Source organism: Marinobacter sp. (assembly GCF_041690615.1).
Classification (GTDB): domain Bacteria; phylum Pseudomonadota; class Gammaproteobacteria; order Pseudomonadales; family Oleiphilaceae; genus Marinobacter.
In genome coordinates, this window is record NZ_JAWLGY010000033.1 from 1 (window position 1) to 20,983 (window position 20,983).

A 20,983-nucleotide genomic window follows, 5' to 3' on the forward strand; every position below is an offset into this window, starting at 1 on the left:
CCAGCAACTCCACCAACACCTGTTCGTAAATCTCGGACAGTGTGTCCAGGTCCTCTGCTTTCACGCACTCATCCACCTTGTGGATGGTCGCATTCAGCGGCCCCAGCTCAACCACCTGTGCGCCCGTTGGGGCAATGAATCGCCCGTCGGAGGTGCCGCCGGAGGTTGACAGTTCTGTCTCCCGGCCGGTCACCCGACGGATGGCGTTCTGTGTGGCTGTCACCAGGGCGCCCCGATCGGTGAGGAAGGGGCGGCCGCTCAGGTGCCATTGCAGGTCGTACTTCAGCTTGTGCCGGTCCAGTATCGCGACCACTCGCTCTTCCAGGCTCTCCGCCGTGTTCTCCGTGCAGTAGCGGAAATTGAAGTGGACCAGTAACTCACCGGGGATCACGTTGCTGCCCGTACCCGCCTCGATCTTTGTAATCTGGAAGGTGGTGGGCGGGAAGAAGTCATTGCCGTTGTCCCAGAACTCATTGGCCAGGGCATCCAGCGCCGGGGCGGCCAGGTGGACGGGGTTTTCCGCCAGGTGCGGGTAGGCCACGTGGCCCTGCACGCCGTGGACGGTCAGGTAGCCGTGTAGCGAGCCACGACGACCATTCTTGATGATGTCCCCCACCTGATGGGTGCTGGACGGCTCGCCGATCAGGCACCAGTCGATCTTCTCGTTTCGCTTCTCCAGGGTATCCACTACCTTCACCGTGCCGTCCTGGGCGGGGCCTTCCTCGTCGCTGGTGATCAGCAGGGCGATGGAGCCACGGTGGTCCGGGTTGTTCGCCACGAAGCGTTCGCAGGCGGTCACGAAGGCCGCCAGGCTGCCTTTCATATCGGCGGCACCACGGCCATACAGGTAGCCATCGCGGATCACCGGATCAAACGGCGCATGGGCCCAGTTCTTCTCGGGGCCGGTCGGTACCACATCGGTATGGCCGGCAAAGGCCAGCACCGGTCCCTCGGAGCCCTTGCGGGCCCAGAGGTTGTCGGTTTCGCCAAAGCGCAGGTTCTCACCCGCAAACCCCAGCGGGGCCAGGCGGGACATCATCAGCTCCTGACAGCCTGCGTCGTCCGGTGTGACGGACTGGCGGCTGATTAGCTCCATGGCGAGTTCGAGGGTGGGGGACAGGGTCATGTAGGCCTCTTTTTGAGCTGAGGGAAGAGACAAAGAAGATTTGGCCACGGAATCCACGGAAGAACACGGAAAAAAGATAAAGACAAAGCTTGTTTGCCACTAAACCCACGAAAGAACACGAAAGTAAAAAACAGGAGAACCATTACAGGCAGTTCATTTTTTCGTGTGATTTCGTGGGTTTCGTGGCCAGAAAATCAGTTCATCTTTGCTTTTTTCCGTGTTCTTCCGTGGATTCCGTGGCCAATCAGTCTTTTAATTGTTCGCGTGCAACTGCTCGTTCAGTTCGATGGCGGTCTTGTTGGTCTTGCACTCCACCGCACCAGTCTGGCTATTGCGGCGGAACAGCAGGTCCGGCTTGCCGGCCAGGTCGCGGGCCTTGATGACTTCCACCAGGTTGTTCTGGTCATCCAGCAGGGCCACCTTGGTGCCGGCGGTGATGTACAGGCCGGCTTCCACGGTGCAGCGGTCGCCCAGGGGGATGCCAATACCCGCGTTGGCGCCCAGCAGGCAGTTTTCGCCCACGGCGATGATGATGTTGCCACCGCCGGAGAGGGTACCCATGGTGGAGCAGCTACCGCCCAGGTCAGAGCCCTTGCCGATCATGACGCCGGCGGAGACGCGACCCTCGATCATGCTGGTGCCTTCGGTACCGGCGTTGAAGTTAATGAAGCCCTCGTGCATTACGGTGGTGCCTTCACCCACATAGGCACCCAGGCGGACCCGGGCGGTGTCGGCGATGCGCACGCCACGGGGGACCACGTAGTCGGTCATCTGCGGGAACTTGTCCACGGATTTCACTTCCAGGATGCGGCCCTGCAGGCGCGCCTGCAGCTGGCGTTCGGGCAGCTCATCCAGGTCAATGGCGCCCTCATTGGTCCAGGCGAGGTTGGGCAGCAGGCCGAAGATACCGTCCAGCTTTACGCCATGGGGCTTCACCAGGCGGTGGGAGAGCAGGTGAAGCTTGAGGTACACCTCCGGGGTGCTGCTGGCGGTGTCGTCGGTTTCCAGGATAGTCACGGCCACCGGCCTGTTGCTTTCGGCCGCTTTCAGCGCCAGTTCCGCCTGGGCAGTGTGGGCAGTGGAACCCAGTGCATCGGCGAAGGCCTTGAGCTGCTCGGCGGTGGCTTCAATGGCCTGGTTGCCGCCCTGGTAGCCCAGGGTGTTGCCGGCAATTTCCATCAGGTCGCTGTCCGGCATCAGCACCGGCTGCTGATAGAAAACTTCCAGCCATTCACTTTTCTGGTTCTGGCTGCCGATGCCAATTCCGAATGCAAAACTCATCTTGTGCTCCTCTGTTAAAAAATTTTGGGCCACGGAATCCACTGAAGAACACGGAAAAAGAAAAGATGAACTGATTTTTTAGCCACGAAATCCACGAAATCCACGAAAAAATGAACGGCCTTTAACGGCTTTCCTGTTTTTTCTTTCGTGTTCTTTCGTGGGTTTCGTGGCGAAACCGTATTTTTCTCTTTGCTTTTTCCGTGTCCTTCCGTGGGTTCCGTGGCAAAAAAGCTTATACAGTAAACTTGGAAGCCCACTCTTCGGCGTTGAAACCAACGCTCACCTGGTCACCGCTCTCCACCACCGGCCGTTTAATAATCGACGGATTGTCGAGCATGATCTCGTGGGCGGTCTGGGCGCCAATGGTATCACGAAGCTCCTCCGGCAGCTTTCGCCAGGTGGTGCCCCGTTTATTGATCAAGGCTTCCCAGCCAATGGCCTGTTCCCAGCGGGACAGCAGGGTTTCATCCAGGCCGTCTTTCTTGAAATCGTGGAAGTCGTAGGCGATGCCGTTGTCGTCCAGCCATTTGCGGGCCTTCTTGACGGTATCGCAGTTTTTTATGCCGTAGAGTTTCATGGGTTGGTCCTGGTTTTTAAGCTTCTCTGTTCTTCAGAAACCGCACAATCCGCTCAGCCGCCTCCACACACTCCTCCAGCGGCGCCACCAGCGCCATGCGCACGCGGTTTTCGCCGGGGTTGTAACCGTCCACGGTGCGGGACAGGTAACGACCCGGCAGCACATGCACGTTCTGTTCGGCGGAAAGATCACGGGCGAAGGTCTCGTCGCTCATGGGTGTTTCCGGCCACAGATAGAAGCCAGCGTCCGGGAAATCCACCTTCATGACCTGCTGCAGGATCGGCACCACCGCCTCAAACTTGGCCCGGTAGGCGGCGCGGTTTTCCTTTACGTGGTCCTCGTCCTGCCAGGCGGCGATGCTGGCCAGCTGGTTGTGGATGGGCATGGCGCAGCCGTGGTAGGTGCGATAACGCAGGTATTCTTTCAGGATGCTGGCATCGCCGGCCACGAAGCCGGAGCGCAGGCCGGGCAGGTTGCTGCGCTTGGACAGGCTGTGGAACACCACGCAGCGGGCATAGTCGTCCCGGCCGATGGCGGCGCAGGTCTGCAACAGGCCTTCCGGCGGGTTGGATTCGTCCGGATAGAGCTCGGAATAGCACTCATCGGAAGCGATGATGAAGTCGTGCTGGTCGGCCAGTTCGATGACCCGCACCAGGGTTTCCCGAGGGATAACGGTACCGCTGGGGTTGCCCGGCGAGCACAGGAACAGGATCTGGCAGTCTTTCCACACACTCTCCGGTACGGCATCAAAATCCGGGATAAAGCCGTTGTTGCCATCACAGGCCAGGTACACGGGCGTCGCACCGGCCAGCAGGGCGGCGCCCTCGTAGACCTGGTAGAAGGGATTCGGGCTGACCACCGTGGCGGGGCGGCTGGCGTCGATGGCGGCCTGCACAAGCGAGAAAATGCCTTCCCGTGTGCCATTAACCGGTACCACATTGCCCTCGGCCGTCAGCGTGCCCGGGTTCAGGTCAAATCGCCGGGTCGCCCAATCCGCAATGGCCTGGCGCAGCTCCGGCATGCCCCCCGTGGTGGGGTAATTGGCCAGCCGGTCCAGGTTGTCGGCGATGACCCGTCTCACGAATTCCGGCGAGGGGTGCTTGGGCTCGCCAATGCCCAGGGAAATCGGAGGGATGTCAGCCGGTGGCACCACATCGGCCTTCAGCCTGGCCAGTTTCTCGAACGGGTAGGGGTGTAGTCGGGACAGGTTGGGATTCATTGCATGTTATCCAGCATGGTGCGCAGGTCTTCCTGCAGGGCCTGGCAGACGTCCGGGTCGCGGATTGGCCAGCCGTGCTCGTCGGTGACAAAGAAGGCGTCTTCCACCCGCTCGCCCAGGGTGGCGATCTTGGCGTTGGTCAGCCGTACCCGGTGGCCCAGCAGGACCTGTCCGACCCGTGCCAGCAGGCCCGGGCGGTCGGGGGTGATCACCTCAATAACCGTGCGCTGGTTGTAGGTGTCGTTGGAGAGGGTAATCTCCGTGGGAAAGGAAAAGTGTTTGAGCTGCCGGGGCGTGCGCCGCTGGATGATTTCCGGGTAATCATCCGGATCGGCCAGTTCGTCCTCGAGTCGTTTGCGGACGCGCTCCTTGCGGGCCGGGTCCTTGCCCAGGGGCTGGCCCTGGTCATCCAAAACCACGTAGGAGCTGATGGACCAGGGCCCCTTGTTGGCCACGCTGATGCGGGCGTCCACGATGTTGAGGTTGAGCTGCTCCAGGATGGCGGTGGTTGCCGCGAACAGGGCTACCCGGTCTTTCACGTAGATGACGATGTGGGAATAACCGTCGGTCGGCCCGCCCCGTGTGTCACGGATCAGCACCAGCGGCTTGGGATCGTCACCGTGCCGGATTATGGCGGCCGTCTGCCAGGCGATATCCACCGTGGAGTCCTGCAGGAAGTATTCCTCGTCCAGGGTGTCCCAGATGCGGTCAATCTGCTCGTCGGTCACCCCCTGGGCATTGAGGATGCCACGGGCCTCCGCCTGGGTGGCGCGCACCCACTCTTCCCGGTTGAAGGGCGTCTCGGTACCCCGGCGCAGGGCCCGCTTGGTTTCCACGTACAGCTGGCGCAGCAGGGATGCCCGCCAGGTGTTCCACAGCTTGGGATTCGTGGCGCTGATATCGCAAACCGTCAGCACATACAGATAGTCCAGGTGGACCTGGCTGGGCACGGCCCGGGCAAACTCGTTGATGATGTCCGGGTCAGAGATGTCCTTGCGCTGGGCGGTCATGGACATCAGCAGGTGGTTTTCCACCAGCCAGGCAATCAGCTGGGTGTCCCGCTCGCTCAGATGGTGGCGCTGGCAGAAGGCTTCCGCGTCCTCCGCGCCCAGCTCGGAATGATCGCCACCACGGCCTTTTGCCACATCGTGGTACAGGCCGGCCAGGTAGAGCAGTTCCGGTTTTGGCAGCTGATGCACCAGTCGCGAGGCCAGGGGAAATTCGGTGCGGCTCTCCGGGTGGTTCATGCGCACCATGTTGCGGATCACCCGCAGGGTGTGGGTGTCCACTGTGTAGATATGGAACAGGTCGTACTGCATCTGCCCGATGATCTGGCCAAACTCCGGCAGGTAGCGCCCCAGCACATTGTACTTCTTCATGTGGGCCAGGGTTTCGTCCAGGGCATGGGGCGTTTTGACCAGTTCCATGAACAGGGACGTCACCGCCAGGTCGTTACGGAACTGGTCATCAATCAGGTGCCGGTGGGCCCGCAAGGCACGGATGGTGGACGCCCGGATGCCCTTGATGGACGGGTGCTGGGCCATCAGCAGGAAGATTTCCATGATGGCGTAGGGGGCGTAGGCGAACACCTGGGTGTTGATGGCCTCGATGTACTGGTCGCGGATGCGGAAGCGGCGGTTCAGGGGCTGGATCTTCGCTTCCTGGTCCCGCTGCAGGATGGCCTCGTCGTAGTACTGCAGGATCACGTCGGTGAGCTCGGAGAGGGCCAGCACGGTGCGGTAATACACCTGCATCATCTGCTCGACGCCGAGCCTGCGGCCCTTGTCCCGGTAACCCAGCATATCCGCCAGGGCCCGCTGGTGATCGAACAGCAGCCGGTTCTCGTTGCGGTCGGCAATCAGTTGCAGGCCGTAGCGCAGGCGCCAGAGAAAGGTCTCGCCCTTGAGCAGGATGTCGTGCTCTTCCTGGGTGAGAATGCTGAACCGGGTCAGGTCAGCGATGCTGTCCAGGCCGAAATGGCGCTTGGTGATCCAGCCGATGTTCTGGATGTCCCGCAGGCCACCGGGGGCGCCCTTGAGGTTCGGCTCCAGGTTGTAGTCGGTGTTGCTGTACTTGCGGTGACGGGCCAGTTGCTCTTCCCGCTTGGCAATAAAGTAGTTGCGGTCGCTGCAGACTTCATCGGAGTAAACGGCGCGGGTGAGCTCCGTGCGAAGCTCTTCCGGGCCCGCGATCATGCGGGTTTCCAGCAGGTTGGTGAGCACCGTAACGTCGTCGCGGGCTGCCTGGCGGGACTCGTCCAGGCTACGCACGCTGTGGCCGATGTCCAGCTTCAGGTCCCACAGCAGGGTCACGAAGGCACCCAGGTCATCGTGCCAGCTGTCCGCAATCCCATCCCGGGTGAGGATCAGCAGGTCGATATCGGAGTGGGGGTGCAGTTCCCCGCGGCCGTAGCCACCCACGGCCAGCAGGGCAATGTCCGGGGAGCGGGCAAAGTCGTAGCGGTTCCAGATGGTTCTCAGAACATGGTCGATGGTATCGGCCCGGGACTTCACCAGGTCGCGAACATCGGCACCGTTACGGAAGGCCTCGGCGTCCGCTTCATAGGCATCCCGCAACAGCTCCCGGGCCGGCCGTACCGGAGAGGGGTCGTTGGCGATCTGGTAGGTGAGAACCGTGTTGTCCACTCAGATAGACTCTTCCTTGCGCCTGGTGAGTACCTCGTGGCCGTCGGCGGTGACCAGGATGGTGTGCTCCCACTGGGCGGAGAGTTTGTGGTCCTTGGTGACGGCAGTCCAGCCATCCCCCAGCACCTTGGTGTGGTACTTGCCCTGGTTGATCATGGGTTCGATGGTGAAGGTCATGCCTTCCTTGAGCTCCATGCCGGTGCCGGGCTTGCCGTAGTGCATCACCTGGGGTTCTTCGTGGAAGACCTTGCCGATGCCGTGGCCGCAGAAATCCCTCACCACGGAGTAGCGATGCTTCTCGGCGTGTTCCTGGATGACGTGGCCGATGTCGCCAAGCCGGGTGCCGGGTTTGACCAGCTCGATGCCTTTATATAGGCATTCCTGGGTAATCCGGATCAGTCGCTCGGTGCCTGGCTTGGGGTTGCCGACGACCCACATCTTGCTGGTGTCGCCGTGGTAACCCTCTTTGATAACGGTGACATCGATATTGATGATGTCGCCGTCCTTGAGCACTTTCTTCTCCGTGGGAATGCCGTGGCAGACCACATGGTTGACGGAGGTGCAGATGGATTTGGGGAATCCCTTGTAGTTCAGGGGCGCCGGAATGGCCTGCTGCTCGTTGACAATGTAGTCGTGGGCGACGCGGTCGAGCTCCTCAGTGGTGACGCCGGGCCTGACGTGGTCGTCGAGCATCTCCAGCACTTCGGCCGCCAGGCGACCGGCCACTCGCATCTTCTCGATTTCTTCCGGAGTCTTGATGGATACAGTCATTGGAGTTCCTGGTAAATGAATGGCGTCGCCTGGTGGAGCCGCGCAGGTTCGTTGTGTGCCGGCATGGCACTGCGAGCGGCCTCTGCCGTTATGGGCAGGCGGGGCGAAGTGTCTATTTTAAGGGGCTGCCTCAACAGGTACAAGGAAGCACGAAAGACTGGCCTCAATGGGCCGGTTTATGGTATAAACGCGCCGCCGAAATGCGAACCCGGGCCAGGCCCGGAGGCGCCGGCAAAATCACACACGCGTCAGCACGTTGTTCCAGGGTGCCTGTTTTATGGCCGGGAGGCCGCTCAGGTTGGAGCAATCGGACGTGTGGAGGACTAACCCGAAGCTACAAGGTAACTATCATGGCTCAGGTAAACATGCGTGACCTGCTCAAGGCAGGTGCTCACTTCGGTCACCAGACTCGCTACTGGAACCCGAAAATGTCGAAGTTCATCTTCGGCGCCCGCAACAAGATTCATATCATCAACCTGGAACAGACTGTTCCTGCCATGAACGATGCGCTGCAGTTCATCGAGCAGCTGGCAGGCAACAAGAACAAGATCCTGTTCGTCGGCACCAAGCGCGCCGCCGCCAAGATCATCAAGGAAGAAGCCGAGCGTTCCGGTCAGCCGTTTGTTAACCACCGCTGGCTCGGTGGCATGCTGACCAACTACAAGACCATCCGTCAGTCCATCCGTCGCTACCGTGACCTGGAAACCCAGAGCCAGGACGGTACCTTCGACAAGCTGACCAAGAAAGAAGCCCTGGACCGCACCCGTGAGATGGAGCGCCTGGAGCGTTCTATCGGTGGTATCAAGGATATGGGTGGCCTGCCGGACGCCATGTTCGTGATCGACGTGGACCACGAGCGTATCGCCATCAAGGAAGCCAACAAGCTGGGCATCCCCGTTATCGGCGTTGTGGACACCAACAGTGATCCGGACGGCGTTGACTATGTGATTCCGGGCAACGATGACGCCATCCGCGCCATCCAGATCTACGTGAAGGCCGTTGCCGACACCTGCATCGAAGCCTCCCAGGCTGGCGGCGCTGCTGACGAGTTTGTTGAAGTCAGCGAAGAGCCTGCAGCCGGCGAAGCCCCCGCAGCCGAGTAACGCTGCCGGTCATACGGCTATCACGTTGACCCGATTGAATGGGGGGCGAGGGTAACCGCCTCCCTTTCGCTGGATTCAACCGCCGGGCCCTGATCGGGCCCGGCCGGTTCTAACTGTTAAGAGGATTGAACATGGCTGCTATTACCGCTGCAATGGTCAAAGAGCTCCGTGAGCGCACCGGCCTTGGCATGATGGAATGCAAGAAGGCACTGGTGGAAGCTGAAGGCAGTGTTGAAGCTGCAATTGAAGAACTGCGCAAGTCGTCCGGCCTGAAGGCCGCCAAGAAAGCCGGCCGTACCGCCGCTGAAGGCGTGTCTCTGGTGAAAATCTCCGATGACAACACCGTGGCCTACATCCTGGAAGTGAACTCCGAAACTGACTTCGTGGCCCGTGACGACAACTTCGTCAATTTCGCCAACGATGTGCTGGATGTTGCTTTCGAGCGTGGCGAAACTGATGTTGCCAAGCTGATGGAAGGTGACCTGGAAGCCAAGCGTGAAGCGCTGGTCCAGAAGATCGGTGAGAACATCACCGTTCGCCGCATCGTGAAGGTGGAAGGCCCGGTAGTGGGCGGTTACGTGCACAACACCAACAAGATTGCCGCGGTTGTGGCAATGACTGCTGGTGATCCGGAAGTGGCCCGTGACATCGCCATGCACGCCGCTGCCGTTAACCCCCGCGTAGGCAAGCCGGAAGACATGCCCGCCGAGGAAGTCGAGAAAGAGAAGGACATCATCAAGGCCCAGCCGGATATGGAAGGCAAGCCTGCCGAAATCGTCGAGAAGATGATGGGCGGTCGCATCAAGAAGTTCCTCAAGGAGAACAGCCTTGTGGAGCAGCCTTTCGTGAAGAACCCGGACCAGACCGTTGGCGAGCTGCTTAAAGCCAACGGCGCTGAGCTGGTCGGCTTCGTTCGCCTGGAAGTGGGCGAGGGCATCGAAAAGGAAGAAGTGGACTTCGCCGCCGAGGTGGCTGCCGCCGCCGGTACCGGCAAGGCCTGAGTCTGCTGACCCCCGGAGTGGTATTCACCGCTCCGACGGGGTCTCCGGTTCCTGCCGGAGCCCCCTCAGTCTGCCACGCCAGTGCGGGTTCGCCCGGGCTGCCGTGGCGGGCTTGTATCTGAGATGCCCCTTTTGTCGGGGCATGAGGAGCATGTCAGATACAGGTCCGACGTATCCAGAAACTCCAGCGACGAGGGGAACAGCATGCCAGCATCATCCAAAACCCAGCCCAGATACAAGCGCGTTCTGCTCAAGCTCAGTGGCGAGGCCCTGATGGGCGAGCACGAGTTTGGCATTGATCCCAAGGTTCTTGACCGCATGGCGCTTGAAATCGGTGCCGTGATTGGTATCGGTGTCCAGGTGGGGCTGGTGATTGGTGGTGGCAACCTGTTCCGGGGCGCGGCCCTGAATGCCGCAGGCATGGACCGTGTCACCGGCGACCACATGGGAATGCTGGCCACGGTCATGAACGGCCTGGCCATGCGGGATGCCCTGGAGCGCTCGAACATACGTACCCGCGTCATGTCGGCGATCCCCATGAGTGGTATCGTGGAGCATTACGACCGTCGCCGGGCGGTGCGTGACCTCAAGGACGGCGACGTGGTGATCTTCTGTGCCGGTACCGGTAACCCGTTCTTCACCACGGATTCTGCGGCCTGCCTGAGAGGGATCGAGATCGAGGCTGACGCGGTACTCAAGGCCACGAAGGTGGATGGCGTCTACTCCGCTGATCCCATGACAGATCCTTCAGCGGAGAAATACGACCGCCTGACCTATGATGAGGTTCTGGATAAGAAACTGGGTGTGATGGACCTTACTGCCATCTGCCTGGCCCGGGACCACGGCATGCCACTGCGGGTGTTCAATATGACCGCGCCGGGTGTGCTGACCCGGATTGTGACCGGTGAGCCGGAAGGGACGCTCGTCGAATAGGCGCTGCCCCCACTTATCAGGGGGCTGTCGAACAGGCCGCCCCGGAAACGAATTCATGCTCCATGCCGGTCAGGCATGGGCAGAGACAAACAGACAAGCGAGGACGCGCAAAGTGATTGACGATATCAAGAAAGATGCCGAGAAGCGCATGAAGAAGAGCCTGGAGGCACTGTCTTCAGCCTTCAACAAGATCCGCACAGGCCGGGCCCACCCGGCCATCCTGGACAGTGTGCATGTTAACTATTACGGCCAGGAGACACCGCTGAAGCAGGTGGCCAGCGTTAACGTCGAGGATAACCGCACCCTGACCGTATCGCCCTGGGAAAAGAACCTGATCCCCACCATTGAGAAGGCGATCATGTCCTCGGACCTGGGCCTGAACCCTGCGACCAGTGGCGACATCATCCGCGTGCCCATGCCCATGCTGACGGAAGAAACCCGCCGGGAAATGGTCAAGCAGGCCAAGCACGACGCCGAAAACGCCCGGGTGGGCATCCGTAATGCCCGTCGTGATGCCAATAACGACCTGAAAGAACTGGAAAAGGAAAAGGAAATCACCGAGGACGACCAGCGTCGCGGTGAAGAGGCCATTCAGAAGCTGACTGACCAGTACATTGCCGAAGTCGACAAGGCGCTCAAGTCCAAGGAAGATGACCTGATGGCGGTTTAACCGCCGGACGGAACACCCGATCAGTATCAGGGGTCTGCATGACGGATTCAGTAACAGCGGGAATACCGGTGGAAGCCGGCAAGGTTCCGCGCCACGTTGCCATAATCATGGACGGCAACAACCGTTGGGCCAGGGCCCGGCGGCTTAATGGAGTAGCTGGCCACAAGGCGGGCGTCAACTCGGTGCGGTCTGTGGTAGAGACCTGCGCCCGGGAAGGAGTCGAGGTACTGACCCTGTTCGCCTTCTCCAGCGAGAATTGGCGACGGCCCGAGGACGAAGTCTCCGCATTGATGCGGCTGTTCCTGTTTGCCCTGGAGCGGGAAGTGAAAAAGCTTCACCGCAACAACATCCGTCTGCGCATTATCGGAGACCGCAGTGCCTTCAGCCCGTTACTGCAGGAGCACATGGCGCGGGCGGAAGAGCTGACCCGGGACAACACCCTGATGACCCTGGTGATTGCCGCCAATTACGGTGGCCACTGGGATATTACCCAGGCTACCCGGCAAGTGGCGGCACGGGTACTGGCCGGCGAACTGACGCCATCGGATATTACCGATGACGTTATTCAGCAGTACCTGTCCATCGGCGATTTGCCGATGCCGGACCTGATGATCCGTACGGCGGGGGAGCAGCGCATCAGCAACTTCCTGCTATGGCACCTGGCCTACACCGAGTTCTATTTCTCGGAGGTGTTCTGGCCGGATTTCCGCAGTGAGGAGATGCGCAAGGCCCTGCAGGCCTACGCCCGGCGCAAGCGCCGGTTTGGCCAGACCGACGACCAGGTGGACCAGCGTCTGGCTGCCCAGCAATGAATGCTCAGTAACAAGGCAGTGCGGATGGCTTCGCGATTCTCGGTGCAGACACCGATGACCTCGAGGGCCTCCTTGCCGACACAACAAGAAACTGACTGAGCCAAGGACAAGAGCGAATAGTGACGTGCTCAAAACCCGAATCCTGACGGCGCTGATCCTGGCGCCCATTGCCATCATCGGCATATTTTTCCTGCCGCCGCTGGGCTTTGCTGTTTTTACCGGAGTGGCCATCACCCTCGGTGCCTGGGAGTGGGCCAATATGGCTGGCTACACCAGTGGCCCGGCCCGCGCGGGCTACGGTGCCCTGGTGGCACTTATCCTGGTGGCCGTCTATAACCTGCCGACGCTACCTCTGCTGTGGCTTGGCCTGGTCTGGTGGCTGGTGGCACTGCAGATGGTGCGTGTTTACCCGCAGGCGAGCTCGCTATGGAGCAACCCGGTTATCAGGGGCGTGATGGGCCTTCTGGTGCTGGTACCGGCCTGGGTTGGCCTGAATCACCTGCGTAACGGTACCCTGTTGTTCGGAGATCTGGAAAACAGCCTGCTGGCGATTCTCTATGTCTTCCTGGTGGTCTGGGTGGCAGACATTGGTGCCTATTTTGCCGGCAAGGCCTTCGGCAAAGCCAAGCTGGCGCCCCGGGTAAGCCCGGGCAAGTCCTGGGCCGGTGTCTGGGGTGGCCTGGTGGCGGTTTCGCTGCTGGCGGTTGCGGCGGGTCTTGTTGCCCGCGCCGGGACTGGCGATATCCTGTTACTGCTGGTGGCCAGCGTTGTCGTTGCGGCGGTTTCTGTCGTGGGCGACCTGCTGGAGAGCATGCTCAAGCGCTTCCGGGGCATCAAGGACAGCAGTCAGCTGCTGCCCGGGCATGGTGGCATTATGGATCGTATCGACAGCCTGACAGCGGCGATTCCTCTCTTTGCCCTCATCATTACCCTGATTGGCTGGCTGTCTTCGGGAGCGACGCTGTGACCCTTGAGACCGGCATGCGCCACCTGACCTTGCTGGGCGCCACCGGGTCCATCGGGCTGAGTACCCTGGATGTGGTGCGACGCCACCCGGACCGGTTCTCCGTGCACGCACTCACCGCGTCCACCAATGTCAACGACATGGTCGCCCTTTGCCGGGAGTTCCGTCCGGCGGTAGCGGTGATGGCGGATGCGGATGCGGCGGAGCAGCTGGCACAGGCGCTGGCGGATTTGCCGGATACCCGGGTGCTGGCCGGTGAAGCAGGGCTCATCGAGGTCGCCGAGTCAGCGGAAGCCGATACGGTCATGGCCGCCATTGTCGGTGCGGCGGGCCTGGCGCCCACGCTGGCAGCGGTCAAGGCCGGGAAGCGGGTACTGCTGGCGAACAAGGAAGCGCTGGTGATGTCCGGGCAGTTATTCATGGACGCGGTGGCCCATTCCGGTGCCCTGCTGTTGCCCATTGATTCCGAGCACAACGCGATCTTTCAGTGCCTGCCAGCGGAACGGGTGCGGGACCTGCCCGGGGCCGGGGTGCGTCGAATCCTGCTGACGGCGTCTGGCGGGCCATTCCGTAATCACACTCCGGACATGCTCCGCGACGTAACCCCGGCCCAGGCCTGCAAGCACCCCAACTGGTCCATGGGCCAGAAAATCTCGGTGGATTCGGCCACCCTGATGAACAAGGGGCTGGAACTGATCGAGGCCTGCTGGCTGTTCAATACCCGGCCGGATCAGATCGAGGTTCATGTGCACCCGGAGAGCATTATTCACTCCATGGTGGAGTATGTGGATGGCTCGGTTCTGGCGCAGTTGGGCAGCCCGGATATGCGCACCCCCATCGCCAACGGCCTGGCCTGGCCGGAGCGGGTGGACGCCGGTGTGGCACCGCTGGATCTGTTTGCCCTGGGGCGTTTTCACTTCGAACGGCCGGATACCGCCCGCTTCCCCTGCCTGAGGCTGGCGGCCGAGGCCTTTGAGGTGGGAGGAACGACTCCGGCCGTACTCAATGCCGCCAATGAGCAGGCGGTTGCCGCCTTCCTGGCCGGGAAGCTTTGTTTTGCCGATATCCCGGTTATCATAGAGCATACCCTTGCCAGGGTGACGTCAAAGGCGGCGGATGATTTTGCCGCCATCATGGCAGCGGACCAGGCCGGTCGGGCCGAGGCCCTGGCCGAAATTGAACGTCTGGCCCGGCGTACCCTGGCACCCTGACGCTGTAACGGCCGGAGGCCACGCGATAGCATGTTGGACATTCTGCAGACAGTTCTGGCGCTGATTGTCACCCTTGGCATCCTGGTGACCATTCACGAGTTTGGTCACTTCTGGGTGGCCCGCAAGTGTGGCGTGCGGGTGTTGCGGTTCTCGGTAGGCTTTGGCAACCCCATCTGGTCCCGCTATGACCGTCACGGTACCGAGTTCGCGGTGGCGGCGATTCCCCTGGGTGGTTACGTCAAGATGCTGGACGAGCGGGAAGCCCCGGTGCCAGAAGATCAGCGCCACGAAGCCTTTACATCGAAGCCCCCGGGGCAACGCATCGCCATCGCGGCCGCCGGCCCGGCTGCCAACTTTATCTTTGCCATTGCCGCCTACTGGCTGCTGAGCGTGGTGGGTTTCACCACGGTGGCGCCGGTGACCGGCGATATTGCCGAGGGTTCCATTGCCAACCGCATGGGCCTGCAGTCGGGCATGGAGGTTCACCAGGTGGACGGCCGCAACGTCACCTCCTGGCGGGACATCAACATGCGCCTGTTGGAGCGGGCCGGTGAACAGGATGAGGTCAGCTTCACCATCAGCGACGGTCAGGGCGAGCGTACACTGACCGCAACCCTGGACGGCTGGCAGCTGCCGGACGACAACCCCGACCCGCTCGGCCAGTTCGGTCTGAGTCCGCTGCGTCCGGATGTCCCCGCGCAGATCGGACAGGTGGTTAGTGGCGGCCGTGCCGAGGCTGCCGGGCTGCAGGAAGGCGACCGTGTCGTTGCCGTCGATAGCGAGCCGGTAGCCGACTGGTTTGCCCTGGTGGAGAGAATTCAGCAGTCACCGGAACAGTCACTCGAGCTGCGGGTGGAGCGGGATGGCAGTACGGTAACCCTGCAGGTGACCCCCGCCTCCCGTGAGGTAGAGGGTGTTGAACAGGGATATGTCGGCGCAGGTGTTGCGGAAGTCAGCTGGCCGGATGACATGCTCCGGGAGGTTCGTTACGGGCCACTGGCTGCGATTCCCAACGCATTTTCGGAAACCTGGTCTGATACCCGGTTGACCCTGGTCGCAATACAAAAGATGATTACCGGCCTGCTGTCGCCCACCAACCTGAGTGGGCCGATCACTATCGCCCGGGTTGCCGAAGCCAGCGTCAGCTCGGGATTCGAAGACTTTGTTCGTTTCCTGGCTTACCTGAGTGTCAGTCTGGGCATTCTCAACCTGCTGCCCATACCGGTGCTGGACGGCGGGCATATTGTTTATTACACCATCGAGGCCATCCGCCGGCGCCCGCTCTCAGAGCAGGTACAGGCGCTGGGACTGAGGATCGGTATGGCCATGATTCTGACTTTAATGGTGTTTGCTCTTTACAACGACCTGATGCGGTTGTGAGAATTGCGAGCTCCTTACGCGCATAAACAGGCGATCTGACTGAATGAGACGTTCTTTACTGGGTGCAGCGATTGGTTTGGCCCTGGCAGGCATGGCCAGTCAGCCGGTTACGGCACAAGAGTTTACGGTGGCGGATATCGAAGTCGAAGGCCTGCAGAGGGTTTCGGCCGGTAACGTATTTTCGGCCTTTCCTGTGGACATCGGCGAGTCCCTTGGCGAGCAGGAGCTGGCCGAGGCCATCCGGACCCTGTTCAAGACGGGGCTGTTCACGGACATCGAGGCCTACCGTGACAACGGCACCCTGATACTGGAGGTCCGGGAGCGTCCGGCTATCGCTTCCATCGAGATTGAGGGCAACAAGAACATCGAAACGGATGTTCTCATGGATGCCCTGTCCGGTGCCGGCATGCAGGAAGGGCAGGTGTTCCGCCGGGCCACCCTGGAACGCCTCGAACTGGAAATCCTGCGCTCCTACGTGGGCCAGGGGCGCTACAACGCCCGGGTGAAGGCGAACGCGGAAGAGCTGCCCCGCAACCGGGTGGCTATCCGCCTGGACATCAACGAGGGCGACGTCGCTGCCATCCGGCACATCAACATCGTGGGGAATGAAGCCTTTTCCGATGAGGAATTGCTGGACCTGTTCGAATTGCGCACCAGCAGCTGGTGGAACTCCCTCACCAGCAAGGACAAGTATGCCCGCGAACGCCTGAGCGGTGACCTGGAATCCCTGCGCTCCCATTACCTCGACCAGGGCTACCTGGACTTCAACATCGAGTCCAGCCAGGTGTCCATTTCGCCGGACAAGCAGGATGTCTTTGTGGCGGTCTCCGTGAACGAAGGCCGTCAGTATACGATCTCCGATATTCAGTTGCGTGGTGATCTGATTGTCGCTGAGGAGGAATTGAGCGAGTTGATTGAGCTGGAGCCGGGGGATGTGCTGTCCCGGTCAGAGCTGACCGCCACTTCCGAGCGCCTGTCCCGCCGGCTTGGCCGTGAGGGCTACACCTTCGCCAATGTCAATGCCATTCCCGAGTCAGACTCGGAAGACACCGCAGCCGTGACCTTTTATGTGGAGCCGGGCAAGCGTACCTATGTGCGTCGTATCAACTTCTCCGGCAACGTAACCACCAAGGACGAGGTCCTGCGCCAGGAAATGACCCAGATGGAGGGCGGGGTGGCCTCCACCGACCGCATCGAGTTCTCCAAGGACCAGCTGGAGCGCCTCGGGTATTTCCGTTCCGTTTCAGTAGACACCACACCGGTGCCCGGCTCGGACGACCTGGTGGATGTTAATTACAGCGTAGAAGAGCAGCCCACAGGCAGCCTGTCCGCCTCTATTGGTTTCTCCCAGGTTTCCGGGGTCATCCTTGGGGCGAATATATCCGAGAACAACTTCTTCGGCACCGGCAAGCGGGTGTCCATCGGCGCTAACGTGAGCGACTCCATCAAGAGCGCCAACTTCTCCTACGAAGATCCCTACTACACCGTGGACGGTGTCAGCCGTGGGTTCAGCCTGTTCGCCCGGGAGACGGACTTCGAGGAACAGGACATTTCCTCCTACCTGCTGGACGAGTACGGCGGTCGCGTAACCTTTGGCTATCCCATTGATCAGTACACCCGCCTGAACTTCGGCCTGGGTTATACCCTGTCCAAGATCAGGGCCGGTGATTACACGGCGAACGAAGTGTTGCGCTTCATTGACGAGGAAGGCAACGACTTCAACAACTACTTCCTTACCGGTTCCTGGCGCCGGAGCACCCTTAACCGGGGCATGTTGCCCACCGATGGCTACAGCCACACGCTGTCTGCCGATGTGGCGGTGCCCGGCAGCGACCTGACCTTCTACAAGCTGCGCTACAAGGGCGACAGCTTCTGGCCGCTCAATGAGCAGGAAACCTGGGCCATCCGGGCCCGGGGCGAACTGGGCTATGGCGATGGCTATGGTGACCGTTCCCAGATGCCGTTCTATGAGCACTTCTACGCCGGTGGCTATGGCTCGGTGCGGGGCTTCGAGGCTAATTCCCTGGGTAACCGCGTTGAAACCAACAAGACCTGGACCGACGATGACGATCCTTTCGGCGGTAACGTACTTACTGAAGGCAGCCTGGAACTGATCGTGCCGACGCCGTTTGCCGGCGACACCCGCAGTATGCGCACGGCGCTTTTCCTGGATGCCGGCCAGGTATTTGATACCGCCCGGGGCTTTGACCCGGAAGTGAATGAAATCCGGGCATCCGTGGGTATTGGCTTCCAGTGGATTACGGTGGTGGGCCCACTGGCGTTCAGCCTGGCGCAGCCAATTACCGACAAGAGTGGCGATGAAACCCAGGTGTTCCAGTTCTCCCTGGGGCAGAGTTTCTGACGGCCGCATCTCACAGAGCGATGGCCGTCACAGCAATGGCGTGGTTTTTCAGACAATAAGAGCCTGAGAACCGCATGGCAGGACAGGAGACAACACAATGACTGGATTCAGGAAATTGGTGAGGTGCGCCGCGGGCGCCCGGGTTGTGGTGGCCGCCATGGCACTGGCGATGAGTGTACCCGCTCTGGCTGATACCCGCATCGGAGTGGTGGACCTGCGCAAGGCGCTGTTTTCATCCAACGACGCCCAGACGTTCAGTGATCAGCTGGAACAGGAGTTTTCGGGCACCGAGGCCGAGGTTCGCGAGGCCCAGCAGGAGGCTCGCCGGCTGCAGGAGCGCTTGCAGAAAGATGGCGCCATGATGAACGAAAGCGAGCGGGAGCAGCTGACTGCCGATTTCCAGAAGAAGGCAGAAGCGTTCACTCGTCAGAAACAGCAGCTGGATCAGACACTGAACAGCCGCAAGCAGGCGTTTCTGGAGGAGGCCCGGCCGGAGGTGGATGCAGCCGTTAAGGCACTGATGGACGAGCATGACCTGGATATTATCCTGCCGTCCGAGGCGGTAGTGTCCGTCAAGCCGGAACTGGACCTGACCGAAGAACTGCTGGAAAAGCTGAATCAGTAACATGCCCACCAGAACCATGACCCTCGGGGAGATTGCCAGTACACTGGGCGCCGAACTCAGGGGCGACCCGCAGCTGGAAATTGCCGGGCTGGCAACGCTTGAGGCGGCCCGCCCGGATCAGCTTAGCTTTCTGGCCAACCCGTCCTACAGCCGTTACCTGGACGCTACCCGGGCCGGGGCTGTGCTGGTATCACCGGCCATGGCGGACAAGGCTCCGACCAATGTCCTGTTACTGGACGATCCCTACCTTGGCTATGCTCGCATCAGCCATGAGTTCGATACGTCACCGGCGCCGGTGCTCGGGGTCCATCCCACGGCACTCATCGATGAGTCGGTGTCGGTTCCGGCCAGTGTCAGCATTGGCCCCTACGTGGTCATCGAGGCGGGCGTCACGCTGGGTGAGGGCGTGGTCGTCGGCGCGCATTCCATTATTGGCGCCGGCTGTGTGATCGGTGACCAGAGCATACTGCGGCCGCGGGTTACCCTGGCCCACGGCGTTACCATGGGCAAGCGCTGCCATATCCTCAGCGGGGCCGTCATCGGCTCCGACGGGTTCGGCTTTGCCGTTCACAAGGGCACCTGGCACCGCATTGCCCAGATTGGCGGTGTGACCCTGGGGGACGATGTGGAAGTGGGTGCCAATACGGCCATCGACCGCGGTGCGCTGGACGATACCCGGCTGGGTAACGGGGTCAAACTCGATAACCTGGTGCAGATTGCCCACAACGTCCAGATTGGCGATCACAGTGCCATGGCGGGCAAGGTGGGTATTGCCGGCAGTACCCGTATCGGCAGTCATTGCATGTTTGGCGGCGCAGCGGGAATCAGCGGCCACCTGACCATTGCCGATGGCGTGCAGGTAACCGGAATGTCACTGGTTACCGGAGATATCCGTGAGCCGGGGGTGTATTCCTCAGGTACCGGTCATATGACCAATCGCGAATGGCGCAAGAACGCTGCTCGCTTCAGACAGCTGGACGCCATGGCGCGCCGGTTGAAGGAACTGGAAAAGAAAATTGAGGGCTGAGGCCAATACCCGATGATGCAAATTGATGAAATAATGAACTTTCTGCCACACCGATACCCCTTCCTGCTGGTGGATCGTGTGGTGGAAGTGGAAGCCGGCAAGTCCATTGTCGGTTACAAGAACGTGACCTTCAATGAGCCGTACTTTACCGGCCACTTCCCGGGTAAGCCCATTATGCCCGGCGTGTTGATCATCGAAGCCATGGCCCAGGTTTCGGGTATCCTCGGCTATGTTACCGCTGGTCGCTCTGCCGCGGATGGTTCTATTCACCTGCTGGCGGGTTCCAACAAGGCCCGTTTCAAGCGTCCGGTAGTGCCGGGAGACCAGCTGCGGCTGGAGTCTACCCTGTTGTCCAACAAGCATGGCATCTGGAAATTTGACTGTCGCGCGCTGGTGGATGGCGAGGTAGTCTGTGTTGCAGAAGTCATGTCGGCTGAGAGAGACGCTTGATGACTGAAAAGCACTGGAACGGTGTCCATCCCCAGGCAATCGTTGACCCTTCTGCCAAACTGGCTGATGGGGTCAGTGTGGGGCCATGGAGTTACATCGGACCGGGGGTCGAGATCGGTGAAGGCACCGAGGTGCATTCCCATGTGGTGATCAAGGGCCCGACCGTAATCGGTCGCAACAACCGCATCTTCCAGTTTGCCAGCGTGGGCGAGGACTGCCAGGACAAGAAATACGCCGGCGAACCGACCACCCTGGTGATTGGCGACAATAACGTCATTCGCGAAAGCTGTACCATCCATCGTGGTACGGTCCAGGACCGGGGCGAAACCCGCATCGGCAGTGACAACCTGCTGATGGCCTATGTCCATGTGGCCCATGACTGTGTGATTGGTAACAACACCATCCTGGCCAACTGTGCGACCCTGGCCGGCCATGTCACCATTGGCGACTGGGCGATCCTCGGTGGTGGCACCATGGTGCACCAGTTCTGTCATATTGGTTCCCACAGCATGAGTGGCGGCGGCAGTATTGTCCTGAAAGACATCCCCGCCTATGTGATGGCCAGTGGCCAGTCCGCCAGCCCCCACGGCATCAACATGGAAGGTCTGCGTCGTCGGGGCTTCAGCAAGGATGTCCTGACGGAGTTGCGCCGGGCCTACAAGATCATCTACCGCCAGGGTCTGACCACTGCCCAGGCGCTGGAGGAGCTGGAGAAAGCCTGGCCGTCGCTGCCGGAAATGCAGCCGCTGATGGAGTCCCTGCGCATCGCCGACCGGGGCATTGTCCGTTAGGTCGTCCGGTGACGTCTTCCGAATTGCCTGTTACT

At 60.8% G+C, this 20,983-nt stretch carries 19 protein-coding genes; 13 read left to right on the forward strand and 6 right to left on the reverse strand.

The window, feature by feature from the left end; genetic code table 11:
- From dapE to map, 6 genes are all read right to left on the reverse strand, one after another.
- On the reverse strand, positions 1-1,126 hold a 1,126-nt coding region (gene dapE / locus ACESMZ_RS16365), incomplete at its 3' end, for a succinyl-diaminopimelate desuccinylase (RefSeq protein WP_372972995.1).
- A gap of 252 nt (positions 1,127-1,378) precedes the next feature.
- On the reverse strand, positions 1,379-2,407 hold the full coding sequence (gene dapD, locus ACESMZ_RS16370; RefSeq protein ID WP_372972996.1) for a 2,3,4,5-tetrahydropyridine-2,6-dicarboxylate N-succinyltransferase: 1,029 nt from the start codon (positions 2,405-2,407) through the stop codon (positions 1,379-1,381).
- Between the two features lie 232 nt (positions 2,408-2,639).
- Positions 2,640-2,984: an ArsC family reductase gene (locus tag ACESMZ_RS16375; RefSeq protein WP_372972997.1), complete on the reverse strand. Its 345-nt coding sequence runs from the start codon at positions 2,982-2,984 to the stop codon at positions 2,640-2,642.
- A gap of 16 nt (positions 2,985-3,000) precedes the next feature.
- Positions 3,001-4,203, reverse strand: a complete 1,203-nt coding sequence (dapC, locus tag ACESMZ_RS16380) for a succinyldiaminopimelate transaminase (protein WP_372972998.1) — start codon at positions 4,201-4,203, stop codon at positions 3,001-3,003.
- Entirely contained in the window at positions 4,200-6,848 is a 2,649-nt protein-coding gene (locus ACESMZ_RS16385) for a [protein-PII] uridylyltransferase (RefSeq protein ID WP_372972999.1), read from the reverse strand. Before ACESMZ_RS16385 ends, dapC begins: the two co-directional genes overlap by 4 nt.
- Entirely contained in the window at positions 6,849-7,619 is a 771-nt protein-coding gene (gene map, locus ACESMZ_RS16390) for a type I methionyl aminopeptidase (protein ID WP_372958694.1), read from the reverse strand.
- Between the two features lie 350 nt (positions 7,620-7,969).
- On the opposite strand from map, the gene rpsB reads away from it, so the two are divergent.
- The 13 genes from rpsB to lpxA all read left to right on the forward strand — a co-directional run bounded on the left by rpsB (position 7,970) and on the right by lpxA (position 20,948).
- On the forward strand, positions 7,970-8,722 hold the full coding sequence (rpsB, locus tag ACESMZ_RS16395) for a 30S ribosomal protein S2 (protein ID WP_372958693.1): 753 nt from the start codon (positions 7,970-7,972) through the stop codon (positions 8,720-8,722).
- 131 nt (positions 8,723-8,853) lie between these two features.
- A complete protein-coding gene (gene tsf, locus ACESMZ_RS16400; protein ID WP_372973000.1) occupies positions 8,854-9,723 on the forward strand; it encodes a translation elongation factor Ts in 870 nt (289 codons plus the stop codon).
- A gap of 204 nt (positions 9,724-9,927) precedes the next feature.
- Positions 9,928-10,656, forward strand: a complete 729-nt coding sequence (gene pyrH / locus ACESMZ_RS16405; RefSeq protein ID WP_372973001.1) for a UMP kinase — start codon at positions 9,928-9,930, stop codon at positions 10,654-10,656.
- A 112-nt stretch (positions 10,657-10,768) separates the two neighbouring features.
- Positions 10,769-11,326, forward strand: coding sequence for a ribosome recycling factor (gene frr / locus ACESMZ_RS16410; RefSeq protein WP_372958690.1), 558 nt, complete (start codon positions 10,769-10,771; stop codon positions 11,324-11,326).
- Between the two features lie 38 nt (positions 11,327-11,364).
- Positions 11,365-12,138: a polyprenyl diphosphate synthase gene (uppS, locus tag ACESMZ_RS16415; protein ID WP_372973002.1), complete on the forward strand. Its 774-nt coding sequence runs from the start codon at positions 11,365-11,367 to the stop codon at positions 12,136-12,138.
- Positions 12,139-12,262: 124 nt separating this feature from the next.
- Positions 12,263-13,105 carry a phosphatidate cytidylyltransferase gene (locus ACESMZ_RS16420; protein WP_372958688.1) on the forward strand — a complete coding sequence of 281 codons (843 nt, stop codon included), beginning with the start codon at positions 12,263-12,265 and terminating at the stop codon, positions 13,103-13,105.
- A gap of 14 nt (positions 13,106-13,119) precedes the next feature.
- Complete coding sequence (gene ispC, locus ACESMZ_RS16425; RefSeq protein ID WP_372958697.1) at positions 13,120-14,313, forward strand: 1-deoxy-D-xylulose-5-phosphate reductoisomerase; 1,194 nt, start codon at positions 13,120-13,122, stop codon at positions 14,311-14,313.
- A 33-nt stretch (positions 14,314-14,346) separates the two neighbouring features.
- Positions 14,347-15,693, forward strand: coding sequence for an RIP metalloprotease RseP (rseP, locus tag ACESMZ_RS16430; protein WP_372958696.1), 1,347 nt, complete (start codon positions 14,347-14,349; stop codon positions 15,691-15,693).
- 43 nt (positions 15,694-15,736) lie between these two features.
- Positions 15,737-18,055 (forward strand): outer membrane protein assembly factor BamA, encoded by a 2,319-nt coding sequence (gene bamA / locus ACESMZ_RS16435; RefSeq protein WP_372973003.1) that lies wholly within the window; start codon positions 15,737-15,739, stop codon positions 18,053-18,055.
- 97 nt (positions 18,056-18,152) lie between these two features.
- On the forward strand, positions 18,153-18,680 hold the full coding sequence (locus tag ACESMZ_RS16440) for an OmpH family outer membrane protein (RefSeq protein WP_372958686.1): 528 nt from the start codon (positions 18,153-18,155) through the stop codon (positions 18,678-18,680).
- A gap of 1 nt (position 18,681) precedes the next feature.
- Positions 18,682-19,707, forward strand: coding sequence for a UDP-3-O-(3-hydroxymyristoyl)glucosamine N-acyltransferase (gene lpxD, locus ACESMZ_RS16445; RefSeq protein ID WP_372958685.1), 1,026 nt, complete (start codon positions 18,682-18,684; stop codon positions 19,705-19,707).
- Between the two features lie 12 nt (positions 19,708-19,719).
- Positions 19,720-20,157, forward strand: coding sequence for a 3-hydroxyacyl-ACP dehydratase FabZ (gene fabZ / locus ACESMZ_RS16450; protein WP_372973004.1), 438 nt, complete (start codon positions 19,720-19,722; stop codon positions 20,155-20,157).
- On the forward strand, positions 20,157-20,948 hold the full coding sequence (gene lpxA, locus ACESMZ_RS16455) for an acyl-ACP--UDP-N-acetylglucosamine O-acyltransferase (protein WP_372958683.1): 792 nt from the start codon (positions 20,157-20,159) through the stop codon (positions 20,946-20,948). The genes fabZ and lpxA overlap by 1 nt, the downstream gene beginning before the upstream one ends.
- Positions 20,949-20,983: the final 35 nt, after the last annotated feature.

Bases quoted from the DNA above. Each gene is read 5' to 3' on its own strand.
- dapD (WP_372972996.1), bottom strand. From the start codon at position 2,407: ATGAGTTTTGCATTCGGAATTGGCATCGGCAGCCAGAACCAGAAAAGT.
- ACESMZ_RS16375 (WP_372972997.1), bottom strand. From the start codon at position 2,984: ATGAAACTCTACGGCATAAAAAACTGCGATACCGTCAAGAAGGCCCGC.
- dapC (WP_372972998.1), bottom strand. From the start codon at position 4,203: ATGAATCCCAACCTGTCCCGACTACACCCCTACCCGTTCGAGAAACTG.
- map (WP_372958694.1), bottom strand. From the start codon at position 7,619: ATGACTGTATCCATCAAGACTCCGGAAGAAATCGAGAAGATGCGAGTG.
- rpsB (WP_372958693.1), top strand. From the start codon at position 7,970: ATGGCTCAGGTAAACATGCGTGACCTGCTCAAGGCAGGTGCTCACTTC.
- tsf (WP_372973000.1), top strand. From the start codon at position 8,854: ATGGCTGCTATTACCGCTGCAATGGTCAAAGAGCTCCGTGAGCGCACC.
- pyrH (WP_372973001.1), top strand. From the start codon at position 9,928: ATGCCAGCATCATCCAAAACCCAGCCCAGATACAAGCGCGTTCTGCTC.
- uppS (WP_372973002.1), top strand. From the start codon at position 11,365: ATGACGGATTCAGTAACAGCGGGAATACCGGTGGAAGCCGGCAAGGTT.
- ispC (WP_372958697.1), top strand. From the start codon at position 13,120: ATGCGCCACCTGACCTTGCTGGGCGCCACCGGGTCCATCGGGCTGAGT.
- bamA (WP_372973003.1), top strand. From the start codon at position 15,737: ATGAGACGTTCTTTACTGGGTGCAGCGATTGGTTTGGCCCTGGCAGGC.
- ACESMZ_RS16440 (WP_372958686.1), top strand. From the start codon at position 18,153: ATGACTGGATTCAGGAAATTGGTGAGGTGCGCCGCGGGCGCCCGGGTT.
- lpxD (WP_372958685.1), top strand. From the start codon at position 18,682: ATGCCCACCAGAACCATGACCCTCGGGGAGATTGCCAGTACACTGGGC.
- fabZ (WP_372973004.1), top strand. From the start codon at position 19,720: ATGATGCAAATTGATGAAATAATGAACTTTCTGCCACACCGATACCCC.
- lpxA (WP_372958683.1), top strand. From the start codon at position 20,157: ATGACTGAAAAGCACTGGAACGGTGTCCATCCCCAGGCAATCGTTGAC.